The organism is Plantibacter sp. MMLR14_011 (assembly GCF_001865025.1).
Taxonomy (GTDB): Bacteria; Actinomycetota; Actinomycetes; order Actinomycetales; family Microbacteriaceae; genus Plantibacter; species Plantibacter flavus_A.
The window spans coordinates 261464-276709 of the sequence record NZ_MJGW01000050.1; the positions used below are offsets into that span (position 1 = coordinate 261464).

The window sequence follows — 15246 nt, forward strand, 5'->3', positions numbered from 1 at the left end:
ATCGGCTCACCGGCCTCCCCGCCGACGACGGGCCCGTGCGCCGAACTCGTCCAGCGCCCGCAGGACCTCACTGGCCTGCCAGTGGCGGTTCCGTCGGCCCGCGCTGGACTGGGCGAGGATCCCGGCGTCGACGAGCTTCTGCACCGAGGTGTCCGCCGTCGAGAAGTGCAGCCCCAGGGTCGATGCCACCAGCGACGTCGTGATCACCGGCTGCCGCAGGAGCAGTTGCTTCAGACGCTGCACCGATGAGTCGCTGCGCACCTTCACGGTTTCGTCCCATCGCTCTGCGATCGACGTGATGTCGCGCTCTAGGGTTCGGCCGTTGGCGACCGCCGCGTACGCGGCTTCCGTCATCGTCTCGATGATCGGGCGCAGGTCACCCGACCGGTACGCCGTGAGCGCGCGGAAGTAGTGGTCCGTGTCGCCGAGCAGGCCGGCGGACACGGGTACAGTCACGTTCCTCGTCACGTCAGCTGCCCGCAGCATGCCCTGCACGAGCGCGCGGCCAGTGCGTCCGTTGCCGTCCGGGAAGGGGTGGATCGTCTCGAACTGAGCGTGAGCGATCGCGATCTGCGCCATGACGGGCACATCGAGACGGTTCGCGAACGTCATCACATCCGTCATGAGCTCAGGCACACGATCCTGGTGCGGGGGGACGAAGGCAGCGCCGTGCGGGGAGAAACCGGTTCCGCCGATCCACACCTGGTCGTCGCGCCACCGACCGACGATGTCCGGATCGGACCGCTCCAGCAGTGCGCGGTGCATCGTGAGGATCGCCTCGGGGTCCAGGCGATCCGCCAGCGCCACAGCCGCCTCCATGGCCGCGACGTTCTGCACCACGAGCTTGGCGTTGACCGACGTCGAGTCGCCGATCTCCGCAAGGGCCACCTGCTTCGCGCTCGAGGTGAGATGCTCCATCTCCGAGCTCGATGCGCTTTCGGTCCGCAGCAGGATAGACGAGAACGGTGCCGCGAGCGTGCCGACCTCGGCGTCGAAGCGGGTCAGCTCGCGGCCGGCGTCCTCGCTTGCAGTCACGACGTCCGCGGGTAGCTCGACAGACAGATCCGCGACGAAGGGTGGGACTGCCGCCTGGTACGGGCCCGCGGCCAACCGGCGTCGTCGCTTGGACGCGACCGCGTCGCTGTCGTGCGTCCACGCCCGTGGTTCGTAGCCCGTCGCGGGCCAGGAGGTGTCCGATCCCGTGGAGCCAGTATCCGCGATCATGCTGCCATCTTATTCGGGTTTATACCTCTTGCACCGAATACAGGTCCGGATACATGGCGGACACTGGCAGTGAGACTGATCTGCAGCGACCGCCTGGTCGCGTCGGTCTGCTGGCTGAAGTCCTTCGTCAGATCGCGCCGACCAATCCGCTCTTGACGGGTGGAAAGCGCTGTCGTACGCTCGTCAGCAATCGATAGGTAACTTCCTAGTCGATTGATCGACGAAGGAGTGATCATGGCGGCATCAGGCAGTCCGAGCGTGCTCCGCGTGCTCAACGACCGAGCCGCGCTCGACGTCCTCGTGGGGGAGCGGGAGGTGTCCCGGGCGCAACTCGAGGCGCTCGTCGGCCTCTCCAAGCCGGCCACGTCGCAGCTCCTCACGCGCCTGGAACGCGCTGGCCTCGTCGAGCGTGCAGGGCTCCGTGCGGAGGGCCCCGGGCCGCGGGCGCAGCTCTGGCGCCTCAAAGCGGACGCCGGTCACGCCGCCGGCATCGACGTGAGCCGCAACGGGATCGACGTCGCGATCGCCGCCCTCGACGGTTCGGTGGTCGCAGAGCACTTCCTCGCCACCACGGCTGAGACCTCCGACCCGGGTGCCGCGCTGTTCGAGGCACTGGAGGCCGCCTGCTCGCAGATCGGTGTCGAACCGTCCGCGCTGTCACACATCTCCATCGGGATCCCGGGCGCGGTCGACCAGCTCACCGGCCAGCTGCGCTATGCGTCCGAGGTCCCGCTCTGGAAGGGCGTCGACCTCCTGCACATGCTCGAGGGTCGGCTCGACGTGCCGGTGACCATCGAGAACGACGTGAACCTGGTGGCCCTCAACGAGATGGCCAGGGGAGCCGCGCAAGACACGAAGGACTTCCTCCTGCTCTGGGTCGCCGAGCGCGGGGTCGGCTCCTCGGTCGTCGTCGGGGGCGAACTGATCCGCGGTGCCACCCTCGGTGCCGGCGAGATCGGCTTCACCCTGGTCCCCGACCTGGCGCTCGCCGCCACGACACCGGTCGGCAACCGTTTCGGTGACCTCATGACCGACACCGCGCTCCTCGACCTGGCGCGCGCCCACGGCATCGAAGCGGCCGGAACCGTCGAAGCGCTCGGCCTCGGCCTCGCGGCCGATCCCGACGGCTTTCCCCGTGACGTCGCCCGCCGCCTGTCCGCAGGCCTCGCCGCAGTGGTGAGCCTCCTCGACCCGGAGCTGATCGTGCTCGACGGCGACATCTGCGTTGCGGGCGGCGACGAGCTCTGCAGGCTCGTCAAGGAGGAGCTCCGCGGACTCGTCGAGCCACCCGTCTCGATCGTCCCAGGCCGGGACGACGCCAGCTCCGTCCGCGCCGGCGCCGTCCAGGCCGCGCTCGGCCACGCCCGAGAGCACTTCTTCGCCTCGGGTTCGACGCTCGAACTCTCCTGAGCACCCGGGCGTCCATCGACCGTTCCACCCGCTTCACCCGCACCACTCTCTCTGAACTGCGCCACCTCACCCCCAGGAGCCACCCATGAAAAGAGTCCTGCCCATGATCGCCGTCGTCGCGACGACGATCCTCGCCCTCAGCGCCTGTTCCGGCAGCGCCGGTCCGTCGACATCGGTGTCGCCGGCTCCCGGCGACGACGAGAAGATCACGCTGACCGTCTGGAGCGGCTTCGCCGACGCCGAGCTCGACGTCGTCAACGGCGCACTCGACGGCTTCCACAAACTGCACCCGAACATCACGATCAAGAGTGAGGGCAGCCAGGACGACGACAAGATCTCGCAGTCCATCCGTGGTGGCACCGCACCGGACGTCGCCATCTCGAGCAACGCCAACGCGCTCGGACAGTACTGCCAGTCGGGTGCGTTCCAGGACCTGGCCGGTTACATCAAGCGGGACGACGTCGACCTCGACCAGATCCCGAAGGCGGTGCAGTCGTACACGCAGTACGACGGCGTGCGCTGCGCGATGCCGCTCCTCGCCGACGACTATGGGCTGTACTACAACAAGGAACTCTTCGCGAAGGCGGGGATCACCGAGCCGCCGAAGACCATGAGCGAGCTCCGCGACGTGGCGGAGAAGCTCACCGAGTTCAACCCGGACGGTTCCATCAAGGTCGCCGGGTTCGTACCCACCATCGGGTTCTACAACAACCGCCTGGACGTGTGGGCGCCGCAGTTCGGAGCCGACTGGCAGGACGAGGACGGGAAGTCCAGTCTGTCGAGCAGCCCGGGGTGGAAGGACCTCTTCACCTGGCAGCAGGAGATGACGGACTTCTACGGCCAGGACAAGCTCACCGCGTTCACGGCCGCGGCCGGCCAGAAGTACTCCGCCGACAACGCCTTCCAGACCGGGCAGATCGCCATGATGTTCGACGGCGAGTTCCGCACCGGCTTCGTCGAGACGCAGGCGCCCGGGATCGACTTCGCAACCGCACCGCTGCCGGTCGCCGACGACCTCGCCGACACCTACGGCGGCAGCGACATCGGTGGGAACATCATCGGCATCCCGAAGGGCGCCAAGCACGCGGGAGCCGCGTGGGAGCTCATCAAATACCTCACCACCGAGACCGCTCCGCTGGTCGAACTCGCCAACGGGCTGAAGAACATCCCGACGACGTTCGACGCCCTGCAGTCCCCGGACCTCCAGTTCACGGGAAACCTCGCTCCCTTCCTGGAGATCTTCCAGAATGAACACTCCTCCTCGCTGCCGCCGACGGCCAACGGTGGAGCCTTCCTCAAGACTGCGAGCGACTTCGCGGTGAAGTGGCAGACCGGCGGTGTCTCGGACCTCGACAAGGGCCTCGCCGACGTCGACCAGCAGATCACCAACGCGGACTCGCTGAAGCCGTGACGTCCACCATGCACGACGGGGTGGGGGTGAGGGCAGCCCGACCAGGGCCGTCGTCGCTCCCGCCGCGCCGGCCGGCGCAGCGCCGGAAGGGGGCCGCAGCCCGCCGGAATCGCTGGACGGTCCTCGCCTTCATGTCGCCCTGGATCATCGGGTTCGGCGTCTTCTTCGCGTACCCGCTGCTCGCGACGGTGTTCTACTCGTTCACCAGCTATGACCTGATCAACGAACCGGTCTTCATCGGTGTGCGGAACTACGTCTTCATGTTCACGCAGGACCCGCTCATCTTGGTCTCGATCCGGAACACCGTCTACCTGGTCGTCGCGATCACGGTGGGCAGGGTGGTCTTCGGGCTGCTGACCGCCATGGTCCTCACGAAGATCAAACGCGGAGCCGGGGTGTTCCGCACCCTGTTCTACCTGCCCGCGCTCGCTCCGCCGGTCGCGGCCGCCCTCGCGTTCGTGTTCCTGTTCAACCCCGGGACCGGACCGGTGAACCAGGTCCTCGCCGCCCTCGGTGTCGACGGGCCGCTCTGGTTCAATGACCCCGCTCTGGCGAAGCCGGCGCTGACCGTGCTGGCACTCTGGGCGTCCGGCGAGATCATGGTCATCCTCCTCGCGGCCCTCCTCGACGTGCCGGCCGACTACTACGAGGCCGCCGCCCTGGACGGGGCCGGCGCCTGGACGCGGTTCTGGCACATCACGCTGCCGTCGATCTCGCCGGTCCTGCTGTTCGCCGTCGTCAACTCCATCATCGTCGGCCTGCAGTACTTCACCGAGGCAGTCGTGGCGGGGGCGGTTGCGTCAGGCTCCTCCGACGCGGTCGGCAACACGGCCTCGCTCGGCTATCCAGACAACTCCACGCTGACCTTCCCGATGTGGCTCTACGAGCAGGGGTTCCATTCCTACAACATGGGCTACGCCTCGACCATGGCGATCGTGCTGTTCATCGTCTCCGCCGCTTTCACCATCATCCTCGTCCGGCGCATGCGCGTCTCGGGCGTGGGAGAGGAGGACTGAGTCATGACCGCAGTGCTCGAACGTGCGGACGCGGTGCCGCAGCCGCAGCAGCCGCCGGCACGCCGGAGACGTCCCCCTCGCGTCGTCGCCAGGAGCATCCTCGCCTGGATCGGCCTGCATGCGGTGGCCGTCGCGATCGCGATCGCCTTCATCGCGCCGATCGTGTTCGTCCTCCTCACCGCCTTCATGAGCGACCAGCAGGCGCTCACGAAGGACCTCTGGCCGCGGGACTGGCACTGGGAGAACTTCGCGAACGTCTTCGAGAAGGCGCCGATGCTCGGCTACTTCGGGCAGAGCCTGTTCTACTCGGTCACGGCCACCGTGGCGATGCTGCTCTCGAGCGTGCCGATCGCCTACGGTCTGGCGAAGCTCAAATGGCGTGGGCGGACCTGGGCCTTCTACCTCGTGATCGTCGCGATGATGCTGCCTCCGCAGGTGATCGCCGTCCCGATGTACGTGATGTGGGCGAAGGCCGGTCTCACCGGGACGCTGTGGCCGCTCATCCTGCCGAACCTGTTCGGGGACGCCTTCAGCATCTTTCTGCTCCGCCAGTTCCTCGTCGCCATCCCGCAGTCGTACATCGACTCGGCCCGGCTCGACGGTGCTTCCGAGTTCGGGGTGCTCACTCGCATCGTCATCCCGATGGCACGCCCGGGCATCGCGGCGGCGGCGCTGTTCATGTTCCTCCGCACGTGGAACGACTACTTCGGACCGCTGCTGTACACCGGCGAGAACCGCGAGCACTGGACGCTGTCGCTCGGGCTCGCCGCGTTCCGGAGCACCCATCAGGTGCAGTGGAACCTCACGATGGCCGCGACGGTCCTCGTGATGGTGCCGGTCATCGTGCTGTTCTTCTTCGCCCAGAAATCGTTCATCGAAGGAATCAAATTGTCAGGAGTCAAAGGATGAAGTTGACGGTCGTCGGCGGCGGGTCGACCTACACACCGGAACTGATCGACGGACTGCTCCAGATGTCCGACTCGTTCACCATCGACGAAATCGCCCTCATGGACACGGACGAGGAACGCCTCGAGGTGGTCTCGACGTTCGCGCGACGGATGGTCGCAGCGGCGGGGAGGTCGACGGTCATCACCGCGACCGACGACCTCGCCCGCGCGGTCGACGGAGCGTCCGGCGTGCTGATCCAGCTCCGCGTCGGCGGCCAGTCGACCCGGCTGTCCGACGAGACGTTCCCGCACGCCTGTGGGTGCATCGGGCAGGAGACCACCGGAGCCGGTGGTTTCGCCAAAGCGCTCCGCACGGTGCCCGTCGTCCTCGACATCGCCGACCGCGTCCGGGCGCTCGCCGGAGACCGGACGTGGATCGTCGACTTCACCAACCCGGTGGGGATCGTCACCCGCGGGCTCCTCGAAGCGGGCCACCGGGCCGTCGGCCTCTGCAACGTCGCGATCAACTTCGAGCGGAACTTCGCCGGCATCCTCGACGTCGCTCCGGAGCGCATCCAGCTCCGACATGTCGGCCTGAACCACCTGAGCTGGGAGACGGCGGTGCTCGTCGACGGCGTCGACCAGCTGCCGAGGCTGCTCGACGAGCGGGTCGACGACCTGGCGCGGGTCTTCCGCATCACCCCGGAGCACCTGCGGATCCAGCAGGCCGTCCCCTCCTACTATCTGCACTACTACTACGCCCACGACGAGGTCTTCCGGCAGCAGCAGGTCGAACCCGCACGTGCGGAGGTCGTGATGGGTGTCGAGCGGGAACTGCTCGAGCTCTATCGAGACAACACTGTGACGACGAAGCCGCAGCAGCTGCAGGAGCGCGGTGGGCGCTACTACTCGCTCGCGGCCATCCAGCTGGTCGCTTCGCTGCTGCGTGACTCCGGCGACGTCCAGGTCGTCAACGTCCGCAACAACGGCACCCTGCCGTTCCTCCCGGACGACGCCGTCATCGAGGCCGCGTCCCGCATCGGTGCGGACGGGCCGGCGCCGCTGCCCATCGGGCGAGTAGACCGATCGATGGAGGGCCTCATCGCCCACGTCTCGGCGTACGAGGAGCTCGCCCTCGAAGCGGCACTGCACGGTGGTCGCGACCGCGTCGTGAAGGCGATGCTCGCGCACCCGCTCATCGGGCAGTACGAGCTCGCCGAGGGACTGGCCGATCGGCTGATCGCCGAGAACGCGAGGTTCCTCCCGTGGGCGAAGTAGGCTCCCGGCTCATCGTCGCGGTCGACGGCGGCAACAGTAAGACCGACGTGGTCGTGCTGGCACCGGACGGGACGGTGCTCGCGCGGGGGCGGGGAGGCGGCTACTCCCCGCACGTCCTCGGCACCACGGGCGCGGTGGCCGCGATCGAGGAGCTCATCCATGAAGCTCTCCGCTCGATCGACCGAGACCTCGGGCCGGCCGACATCGAGCATGTGGCGGCCTTCCTCGCGGGCGTGGACCTCGTCCACGAGCGCTCGGACATGGTGGCCGCCATCGTCGCCAGGAACTGGTCACGGACCGTCACCGTGGACAATGACACCTTCGCCCTGCTGCGACTCGCTTCGCTCGCGGGCACCGGCGTCGCCGTCGTCTGCGGGGCCGGGATCAATTGCGTCGCCGTCGACGATGGACGCACCATCCGGTTCCCGTCGCTCGGGCCGATCTCGGGAGACTGGGGCGGCGGACTCCAGCTCGGTGTCTCGGCGATGACCGCCGCGGCCCGGGATGCGGACGGGCGAGGCCCGCGCACCGCGCTCACGCGGGTTGTGCTCGAGCACTTCCACCAACCGGACGTCCTCGCGCTCATCGAGCGGCTGCACTTCGGCGAGATCCCGCGGGAACGCCTCGCCGAGCTCAGCCCGCAGGTGTTCGCGGCCGCCGCGGCGGGCGACCAGGTCGCCGACGAGCTCGTGTCACGCCTGGCCGGGGAGATCGCCTCCTTCGCCATCGCCGCGCTCCGTCGGCTCGGCCTGACGTCCGCGGCTGTGCCGATCGTCCTCGGTGGCAGCATCCTTTCGGCTCGGCTTCCTGCCCTGGAGGACCAGGTCCGGCGACGGATCCTGGCGGTCGCTCCGAACGCCGAGCTGCTGTTTCCGGCCGACCCGCCCATCCTCGGCGCAGCGTTGCTCGCCTTGGACGCCGTCCGCGCGGATTCGGCGGCGACGGACCGGCTCAGATCGGGCTTCGCGGCACCGGTCCTCGCGTCGGGGGCCGTCCGATGAGCGGTACGTCGACCCTCGCACCGGTGCCGGGCGCCGCGATGGAACGGGAGATCCGCGAGCAGCCGGCCGCCTGGCGTCGACTCCTGGAGCAGGCCGGTGTGGTCGACGAGACCGTCGAGCGAATCCGTCGCTTCGATCCCGCGTTCGTCCTGTTCATCGCCCGTGGCACGAGCGACCATGCGGCCCTGTACGGGAAGTACCTCGCCGAGGTCACCTGCGGACTTCCGGCAGGATCCTGGTCGCCGTCGACGACGACCGTCTACGGAGCCGTACCACGGCTGAACCGGTGCCTCGTGATCGCGGTGAGCCAATCGGGCGGGTCACCTGACCTCGTGCAGTCCCTCGAGGCGGCACGGCAGGCGGGAGCCCTCACCCTCGCGATCACGAACGTGTCCGAATCGCCGCTCACGCAGGCCGCCGAGCTGGCGTTCGACCTCTGCGCGGGCGAGGAGTTGGCCGTCGCCGCCACGAAGTCCTACACGGCAGAACTGCTCGCGCTGGCGATGCTGTTCGACGGGCTGTCGGCGAGTACCTCCAGCGGGTTCGCCGAGCTGCCCGAGTACGGCGACGCGCTGCTCGACACGGCGAGCGTGGAGCAGGTGATCGAGCGCGCTGCTGAGCGGTTCACCGGCGACCGGTTCGTGCTCGCCGGCCGCGGCTATTCGTCCGCGACCGCGCTCGAGGGTGCGCTCAAGCTGATGGAGACCTGCTACGTCTCGGCGGCGGGGTTCTCCGGTGCGGACCTCGTGCACGGTCCACTCGCGATGGTCGACGCTTCGGTAGCCTCCATCGTGATCGCCTCCCCTGGACGCGGCGGTGAGGCGATCGAGCCGGTCGTCGAGCGTCTGCGCGCCACCGGTTCGTCGTTGCTCCTGATCGGACCGCGCGCCGCTCGACCGGACGAACTCACCGTTCCTCTCCCGACGGGACTCCCGGAGCAGCTGATGCCGCTCCTCGAGATCCTGCCCCTGCAACGACTCGCGATGACGATCGCGGGCCGCCGCGGCATCGATCCGGATCGGCCCCGCGGGCTGCTGAAGGTCACCCGGACGACGTAGCGGGCGGAGTGCTCATCGGCCGGCGTCGAACCGCGCTTGGTGCACTGAGACCTCGTCGCGGTGCAGCTCGGACCACACCTTGAGCTGCCGGACGGTCTCATGGAGTGAGAGCCCGAGGTCGGTCAGGTCGTAGGTCACGGTCACGGGAACCGTCGCGGTCGCCGTCCGGCTGATGAGCCCGTCGCGTTCCAACGACTTCAGGGTCTGCGACAGCATCTTCGGGCTCACACCCGCGAGCGTCCGCGCCAGCTCGGAATACCGCATCGGTCGCGGCTCGCCGTCGCAGTCCGGACCGCTCCCGAGCGCCGACAGCACGAGAGCCACCCACTTCCCGGACACCTGCGCGAGGAGCTGCTGGCTCGGACAGGCGGCGAGGAACGCGTTGTACTGCGTCTTCGCCGCAGCCCGCTGATCTGCCGCGGTGATGGTGGCCATGGTCTCGCTTTCGGTATCAACGCACTTTCAGGTAACTCCTTCCGAAAGGGTAGCGCCTCGCCCAGGGTGGATGCCGACACTTCGTCCGACACCTACCGGAAGGCACATCGATGAACCCGACCACCCTGGAACTCCCCGGCGGCACCTGGACCCTGGGCGACCGCACGGTCTCCCGCTTCGGCTACGGCGCCATGCAACTCGCCGGCCCATGGGTGGTCGGCCCGCCGAAAGACCATGACGCGGCTCTCGCCGTCCTCCGCGAAGCGGCCGGCGTCGGCATCACCCACATCGACACCGCTGAGACCTATGGGCCCCGCGTCGTCAACGAACTCATCCGCGAGGCCCTGCACCCGTATCCCGCAGAACTGCTCATCGCGACGAAGGCGGGCGGACGCCGTGACGCGCAGGGCGGCTGGCCTGCAGCGCGGAAGCCCGATGAGCTCAAAGCGCAGATCGACGACAATCTCGAGACGCTCGGTGTCGACGTCCTCGACCTCGTCCATCTCCGCCTGGGTGATGCGAACGGACCAGTTCCCGAGCCGGTCACGGAAGCCTTCGAGACCCTGGTCGACCTGCAGCGACAGGGACTCATCCGTCACCTCGGCGTGAGCAACGCCACCGCCGAGCAGGTGGAGGAAGCGCAGGCGATCGCGCCGATCGTGTCGGTGCAGAACTCGTACAACCTGGCCAACCGAGGGGACGACGCGCTCATCGACCGACTCGCCGGCGAAGGGATCGCTTACATCCCGTTCTTCCCCCTCGGTGGGTTCAGCCCGCTGCAGTCCGACGCGCTCACCGCGGTCGCAGCTCGACTCGACGCTTCGCCGATGTCCGTCGCGTTGGCGTGGCTGCTGCAGCGCTCACCCAACATCTTGCTGATCCCGGGCACGTCATCCGTGGCCCATCTCCGCGAGAACTTCGCGGGCGCCGCGCTCACGCTCGCCGAAGCGGACCTCGCCGAGCTGGACCGGATCGCCGCGCCCTGATCGAGTGGATGAGTGGCGACCGACCGGTGCCGGTTCTCGCCCCCGCTTCGTCAGATCAGGAGGAACGCGTCGATAGAGTGGGAGTCCGTGATGCCTCCCGCGGAAACCCTCTGGTCGTTCGCCCTGGTCGTCGGTCTGTTGACGATCACCCCTGGGCTGGACACGGCCCTCGTCCTGCGCACCGCCGCCTTCACCGGCAAGCGGCGCGCCTGGGGCGTGATCGCCGGTATCCAAGTCGGCACGCTCGTCTGGGGCGCCCTCACCGCGATCGGGGTGACAGCGCTGTTGACCGCGTCCGAGGTCGCGTACGACGCACTTCGCCTCGCGGGTGCCGCCTACCTGGTCTGGATCGGTGGGCGCATGGTGTGGACGGCGCTGCGGAGCAAGCGGTCGATCGCGCCTGACGCTCGGGACACCGAATCGTCGGGCGGCGTGGTGTCGGGCTTCGTCCAGGGGCTGACGACCAATCTGTTGAACCCGAAGATGGGCGCGTTCTACCTCGCCCTGCTGCCCCAGTTCATTCCGTCGCATGCACCGCAACTCGCTTGGGGCATGGCGCTCACCAGCGTCCACGTCATCCTCGGATCGGTGTGGCTCACGACGCTCGTCCTGACCGCCCAGGTATTCCGCCAGTGGCTCAATCGACGAGCGGTCGCCACGACGCTCGACGTCGTCGCCGGCACCGCGATCACCGGGTTCGGCATCCGTCTCGCCGTGGCGCGCTGAGCACGGGCGGTCGAGGGCGTCGACTCGGGATCAGAACGGCAGCGGGGCGCGGTGTCTCCTAGGCCGGGCCGGACGACGCGGCGTCGAGCAGCTCGAGCACGTGGCGGTAGTCCTCGCCCGTCGCACGCGTCATCCCGAGTTCGCAGGTGCGGTTGCAGGACGCGTGCGCGTCGGCACCGAGGGCGGCGACCTCGGCGGCCTCGGCTTTCGTCGCGGACGCCGTCAGCTCGGGGTGCAGCATGCCGCGGTCGCCGGCGAAGGCGCAGCAGCCCCAGTCGTCCGGGACGTGCACGCGCTCGGCCACGGCTTCGCCGATCCGCACGAGATCCGGGTCGAGGCCCATCTGCCGTGAGGAGCAGGTCGGGTGGAGGACGAGTTGCTCGATCTGCGCTGAGACGTCGACCCGAGGCAGAATCTCCCGGGCGGCGAAGGCCACCGCGTCCTCGACGACCACGCCGCTCTCGCTGAGGAGCTTCGCGAAGCCCTCGGTGCAGCTCGACGCGTCGCTGACGACCACCAGGCCGCTGTCGGCCACGGCCGCTCGAATGCGTTCGACCGTGCGCTGCTCGTTCACCGCAGCGCCGGACGCGAAGCCCTTCGACGACCACGGGGTGCCGCAACAGATCGACTCGACGCCGTCGGGCACGACCATGCTCAGGCCCGCCCGTTCGAGCAGTCGGGTGAACGCGCCCATGACGCCGTCCCCGCCGTCCGCCGCGCCGAACATGCTGTTCACGCACGCCGGGACGTAGATGCCGACGGTCGGGCCGTCAGCGGCACCCACCGTCCGACCGAGTGCCTTCCGCGAGCGTCCGCCGCCCGGCAGATCTCCTGAGTACTTCGGCACGGTGTCGGTACCGAGTACGGCCCTGGCCACGTCGGTCACCGCACCGACCACCGGAGCCGGCAGGAGCTTCGCGCCGGAGAGTGCGACCGAACCGATCCGCGTGACCGGCCCCCAACCGGTGGCGGCCGCCTTCCAGCCCGCGGCGGCGACCGGAGCCGCCTCCGTGCGCCGGATGCGCTTGACCAGCGCGCCCGTGTTGATCTGGACCGGGCACGCGGTCTGGCACATCCCGTCGACGGCGCAGGTCTGCACGCCGGCGTAGTCGTAGTCGTCCGCGAGCTCCTCGGCGAGGGCGATGTCCCCGCGAGCGCGAGCGGACTCCTCGGCACGGCGGACGACGATGCGCTGCCGCGGCGTCAGCGTCAGGTCGCGACTCGGGCAGACGGGTTCGCAGTACCCGCACTCGACGCAGCGATCGACCTCCTCCTCGACCGTCGGCTGGAGCTTGATCCCCTGGAGGTGCGCCTTGGGATCCCCGTCGATCAGCACGCCGGGGTTCATCACCCCGGCCGGGTCGACCAACCGCTTCAGCTCGAGCATCACCCCGTACAGCTCGTCGCCGTACTGCCGGCGGACGTACGGTGCCATGGCGCGACCCGTGCCGTGCTCGGCCTTCAGGTTGCCGCCCGCGTCGAGGACGAGGTCGACCATCTGCTCGGTGAAGCCGTTGAACCGGCCGAGAGCGGCGTCGCCCTCGAACCGGTCGGTCAGCATGAAGTGGATGTTGCCGTCCTTCGCGTGGCCGAAGATGACCGAGTCGCGGTAGGCGTGCTGCACGAAGAGCTCCTGCAGGCTCGCGCAGGTGTCTGCGAGGGCGGCGGTCGGCACGACGATGTCCTCGAGGAGGGCCGTGGTGCCGGAGGGGCGCGCTCCCGCGACCGAGGCGTAGAGACCCTTGCGGAGCGCCCAGGCGCGTGACCGCTGGGACGCGTCGCTCGAGAACACCACCGGCGCGTGCACGTCCAGACCGTTCAGGAGCACGCCGCCCGCCGTCGCGCGGTCCCGGAGTTCGACGGCGTCCTCGGAGCGGTATTCGACGAGGAGTGCCGCGTGATCCTGCGGCGTGAAGCCCTGGATCTCCGCCGGGCTGCCGGGGAGTCGCTGTCCGACCGTCAGGGACGTGGCGTCCATGAGCTCGAGCGTGGCGGCTCCGGACGCGACCAACTCGGGCAGCGCGCGCGTCGCCGCGTCGAGGGAGGGGAACACGGCCAGCGCCGTCGACACCAGCGGGAGGACGGGGACGGTGCGGAAGGTCGCCTCGGCGACGAAGGCCAGCGTGCCCTCCGAGCCGATGATGAGGTGCTGCAGGACGTCCACTGGCGACTCGAAGTCGAGGAACGCGTTGATCCCGTACCCCATGGTGTTCTTCAGGGAGAACTGGCGCTCGATGGACGCGACCGACGCCGGATCCGATCGCACGCGGCGCTGCAGGCGCTCGATGCCCTCGGCGAGCTCCGGTTCCGCTTCGTGGAGCTGCCGGTCGGCCGTCGGATCGGCCGTGTCGATCGTGGTGCCCGACGGGAGGACGAACACCATCGACTCCAGTGTCCGATAGGTGTTCTCGTCGATCCCGCAGGCCATACCGCTGGAGTTGTTCGCGATCACACCGCCGATCGTGCACGCCACCTCGCTCGCCGGGTCCGGGCCGAGCCGGTAGCCGAGTCGGGTGAGTCGCGCGTTGACCTGCGCCACCGTCGCACCCGGCTGCACCCGGACGCGCTTGCCGTCGTCGAGCACCTCGATGGTCTTGAACCGCTGCCTGGTGTCGACGATGATGCCGGAACCTGACGCCTGGCCGGACAGGCTGGTGCCACCCGACCGGAACGTGACGGGCGCCGCGGAACGTGTCGCCGCCCGGAGGATCGCTGCGACCTCGGCAGCGCTCTCCGCGATGACGACCGCCTCCGGCGTCAGCAGGTAGTGCGATGCATCCCCGGCGTAGGCTGCCAGGTCGATCGCCCTGGTGCGGATGCGCGTGGGATCGCCCACGGCTCCGCCGATGGCTTCGGTGATGCGGGATGGGGCGGTGGTCGGGTGTGCCACGAGGCTTCCTTCTCGAATGCGGGCGTCAGCGGGGTGCAGGGGAGCGGGGTGCTGGGTTGCGGCTGCGGTGGCCGGACGCCTCAGAGGACGGGGGCGTCGTCGGCCATCGCCCGGCCGGTTCATTCGAAGCGTTGCCAGTCCGGCCGGTTGTCGTAGGTGTAGCGATAGTAGTCCGACAACCGCAGCCCTGATGCCGCCGCTTCGTCGATGACGACGGTCGCGTGCTCGTGCAACTGGAGCGCCGACCCGGGGACGAACGCGCTGAGCGGTCCTTCGACGGCGGCCGCGACGGCGTCCGCCTTCCCGGCGCCCTGGGCGACCAGCACGAGCTCGCGCGCCTCGAGGATGGTCCCGAGCCCCTGCGTCATGCAGTGGGTCGGTACCTGGTCGGGCGAGTCGAAGAAGCGGGCGTTGTCCTGTCGGGTCTTCGGCGCGAGGGTCTTGATGCGCGTGCGTGACGCGAACGACGACGTCGGCTCGTTGAACCCGATGTGTCCGTTCGACCCGATGCCGAGGATCTGCACGTCGATGCCGCCGGCCTCGGCGATGGCCCGGTCGTACTCCTTCGCGGCGGCCGCGAGGTCTGCGGCGCGGCCGTCCGGGACGCGGACGCGCGACGGGTCGAAGCCGAGCGGGGCGACGACCTCGCGCGCGATCACGCTGGCGTACGACTCGGGGTGGTCGGCCGGGATGCCCACGTACTCGTCCAGCGCGAAGCCGCGGGCCTCGGCGAACGACAGCGAGCCCGCCTGCACGCGACGGGCCAGCTCCTTGTAGATGCCCTGCGGGCTGGACCCGGTCGCCAGGCCGATGACGGCCTGGGGCCGCCCGGCGACGATCGACGCGATCTTCGCGCCGGCGACGCGACCGACCTCGGCGGCGTCGGGAAGGATGATGATCTCCACGGTGTCCTCTCGTTCCTGC

The 15246-nt window shown here is 69.1% G+C and carries 13 protein-coding genes; 9 read left to right on the plus strand and 4 right to left on the minus strand.

Features of this window, described 5'->3' with window-relative positions; genetic code table 11:
* Nucleotides 1-6: 6 nt before the first annotated feature.
* The gene (locus tag BIU99_RS15595; RefSeq protein WP_071262075.1) at nucleotides 7-1224 is read right to left on the minus strand and encodes a Fic family protein; all 1218 of its coding nucleotides are present in this window, start codon (nucleotides 1222-1224) and stop codon (nucleotides 7-9) included.
* Between the two features lie 234 nt (nucleotides 1225-1458).
* On the opposite strand from BIU99_RS15595, the gene BIU99_RS15600 reads away from it, so the two are divergent.
* The 7 genes from BIU99_RS15600 to BIU99_RS15630 all read left to right on the plus strand — a co-directional run bounded on the left by BIU99_RS15600 (nucleotide 1459) and on the right by BIU99_RS15630 (nucleotide 9285).
* Nucleotides 1459-2634 (plus strand): ROK family transcriptional regulator, encoded by a 1176-nt coding sequence (locus BIU99_RS15600; RefSeq protein ID WP_071262186.1) that lies wholly within the window; start codon nucleotides 1459-1461, stop codon nucleotides 2632-2634.
* Nucleotides 2635-2719: 85 nt separating this feature from the next.
* A complete protein-coding gene (locus BIU99_RS15605; protein WP_071262076.1) occupies nucleotides 2720-4045 on the plus strand; it encodes an ABC transporter substrate-binding protein in 1326 nt (441 codons plus the stop codon).
* Nucleotides 4046-4176: 131 nt separating this feature from the next.
* Complete coding sequence (locus BIU99_RS15610; protein ID WP_071262077.1) at nucleotides 4177-5061, plus strand: carbohydrate ABC transporter permease; 885 nt, start codon at nucleotides 4177-4179, stop codon at nucleotides 5059-5061.
* Between the two features lie 3 nt (nucleotides 5062-5064).
* Nucleotides 5065-5970, plus strand: a complete 906-nt coding sequence (locus BIU99_RS15615; protein WP_083397409.1) for a carbohydrate ABC transporter permease — start codon at nucleotides 5065-5067, stop codon at nucleotides 5968-5970.
* Entirely contained in the window at nucleotides 5967-7226 is a 1260-nt protein-coding gene (locus BIU99_RS15620) for a 6-phospho-beta-glucosidase (RefSeq protein WP_071262078.1), read from the plus strand. The genes BIU99_RS15615 and BIU99_RS15620 overlap by 4 nt, the downstream gene beginning before the upstream one ends.
* Nucleotides 7214-8227 carry an N-acetylglucosamine kinase gene (locus BIU99_RS15625; protein WP_071262079.1) on the plus strand — a complete coding sequence of 338 codons (1014 nt, stop codon included), beginning with the start codon at nucleotides 7214-7216 and terminating at the stop codon, nucleotides 8225-8227. The genes BIU99_RS15620 and BIU99_RS15625 overlap by 13 nt, the downstream gene beginning before the upstream one ends.
* Complete coding sequence (locus BIU99_RS15630; RefSeq protein WP_083397410.1) at nucleotides 8224-9285, plus strand: SIS domain-containing protein; 1062 nt, start codon at nucleotides 8224-8226, stop codon at nucleotides 9283-9285. The genes BIU99_RS15625 and BIU99_RS15630 overlap by 4 nt, the downstream gene beginning before the upstream one ends.
* A 12-nt stretch (nucleotides 9286-9297) precedes the next feature.
* Here BIU99_RS15630 and BIU99_RS15635 read toward each other — a convergent pair whose 3' ends face one another.
* On the minus strand, nucleotides 9298-9720 hold the full coding sequence (locus tag BIU99_RS15635; RefSeq protein WP_071262083.1) for a helix-turn-helix domain-containing protein: 423 nt from the start codon (nucleotides 9718-9720) through the stop codon (nucleotides 9298-9300).
* A gap of 110 nt (nucleotides 9721-9830) precedes the next feature.
* Between BIU99_RS15635 and BIU99_RS15640 the strand changes: the two genes are divergently transcribed.
* Both BIU99_RS15640 and BIU99_RS15645 read left to right on the plus strand, forming a co-directional pair.
* Entirely contained in the window at nucleotides 9831-10706 is an 876-nt protein-coding gene (locus BIU99_RS15640) for an oxidoreductase (RefSeq protein ID WP_071262085.1), read from the plus strand.
* A gap of 90 nt (nucleotides 10707-10796) precedes the next feature.
* Nucleotides 10797-11432 carry a LysE family translocator gene (locus tag BIU99_RS15645; RefSeq protein ID WP_064295645.1) on the plus strand — a complete coding sequence of 212 codons (636 nt, stop codon included), beginning with the start codon at nucleotides 10797-10799 and terminating at the stop codon, nucleotides 11430-11432.
* Nucleotides 11433-11490: 58 nt separating this feature from the next.
* Here BIU99_RS15645 and BIU99_RS15650 read toward each other — a convergent pair whose 3' ends face one another.
* Entirely contained in the window at nucleotides 11491-14445 is a 2955-nt protein-coding gene (locus BIU99_RS15650) for an FAD-binding and (Fe-S)-binding domain-containing protein (RefSeq protein ID WP_083397411.1), read from the minus strand.
* Nucleotides 14442-15227, minus strand: a complete 786-nt coding sequence (gene nagB, locus BIU99_RS15655) for a glucosamine-6-phosphate deaminase (RefSeq protein ID WP_071262087.1) — start codon at nucleotides 15225-15227, stop codon at nucleotides 14442-14444. Before nagB ends, BIU99_RS15650 begins: the two co-directional genes overlap by 4 nt.
* Between the last annotated feature and the right edge of the window lie 19 nt (nucleotides 15228-15246).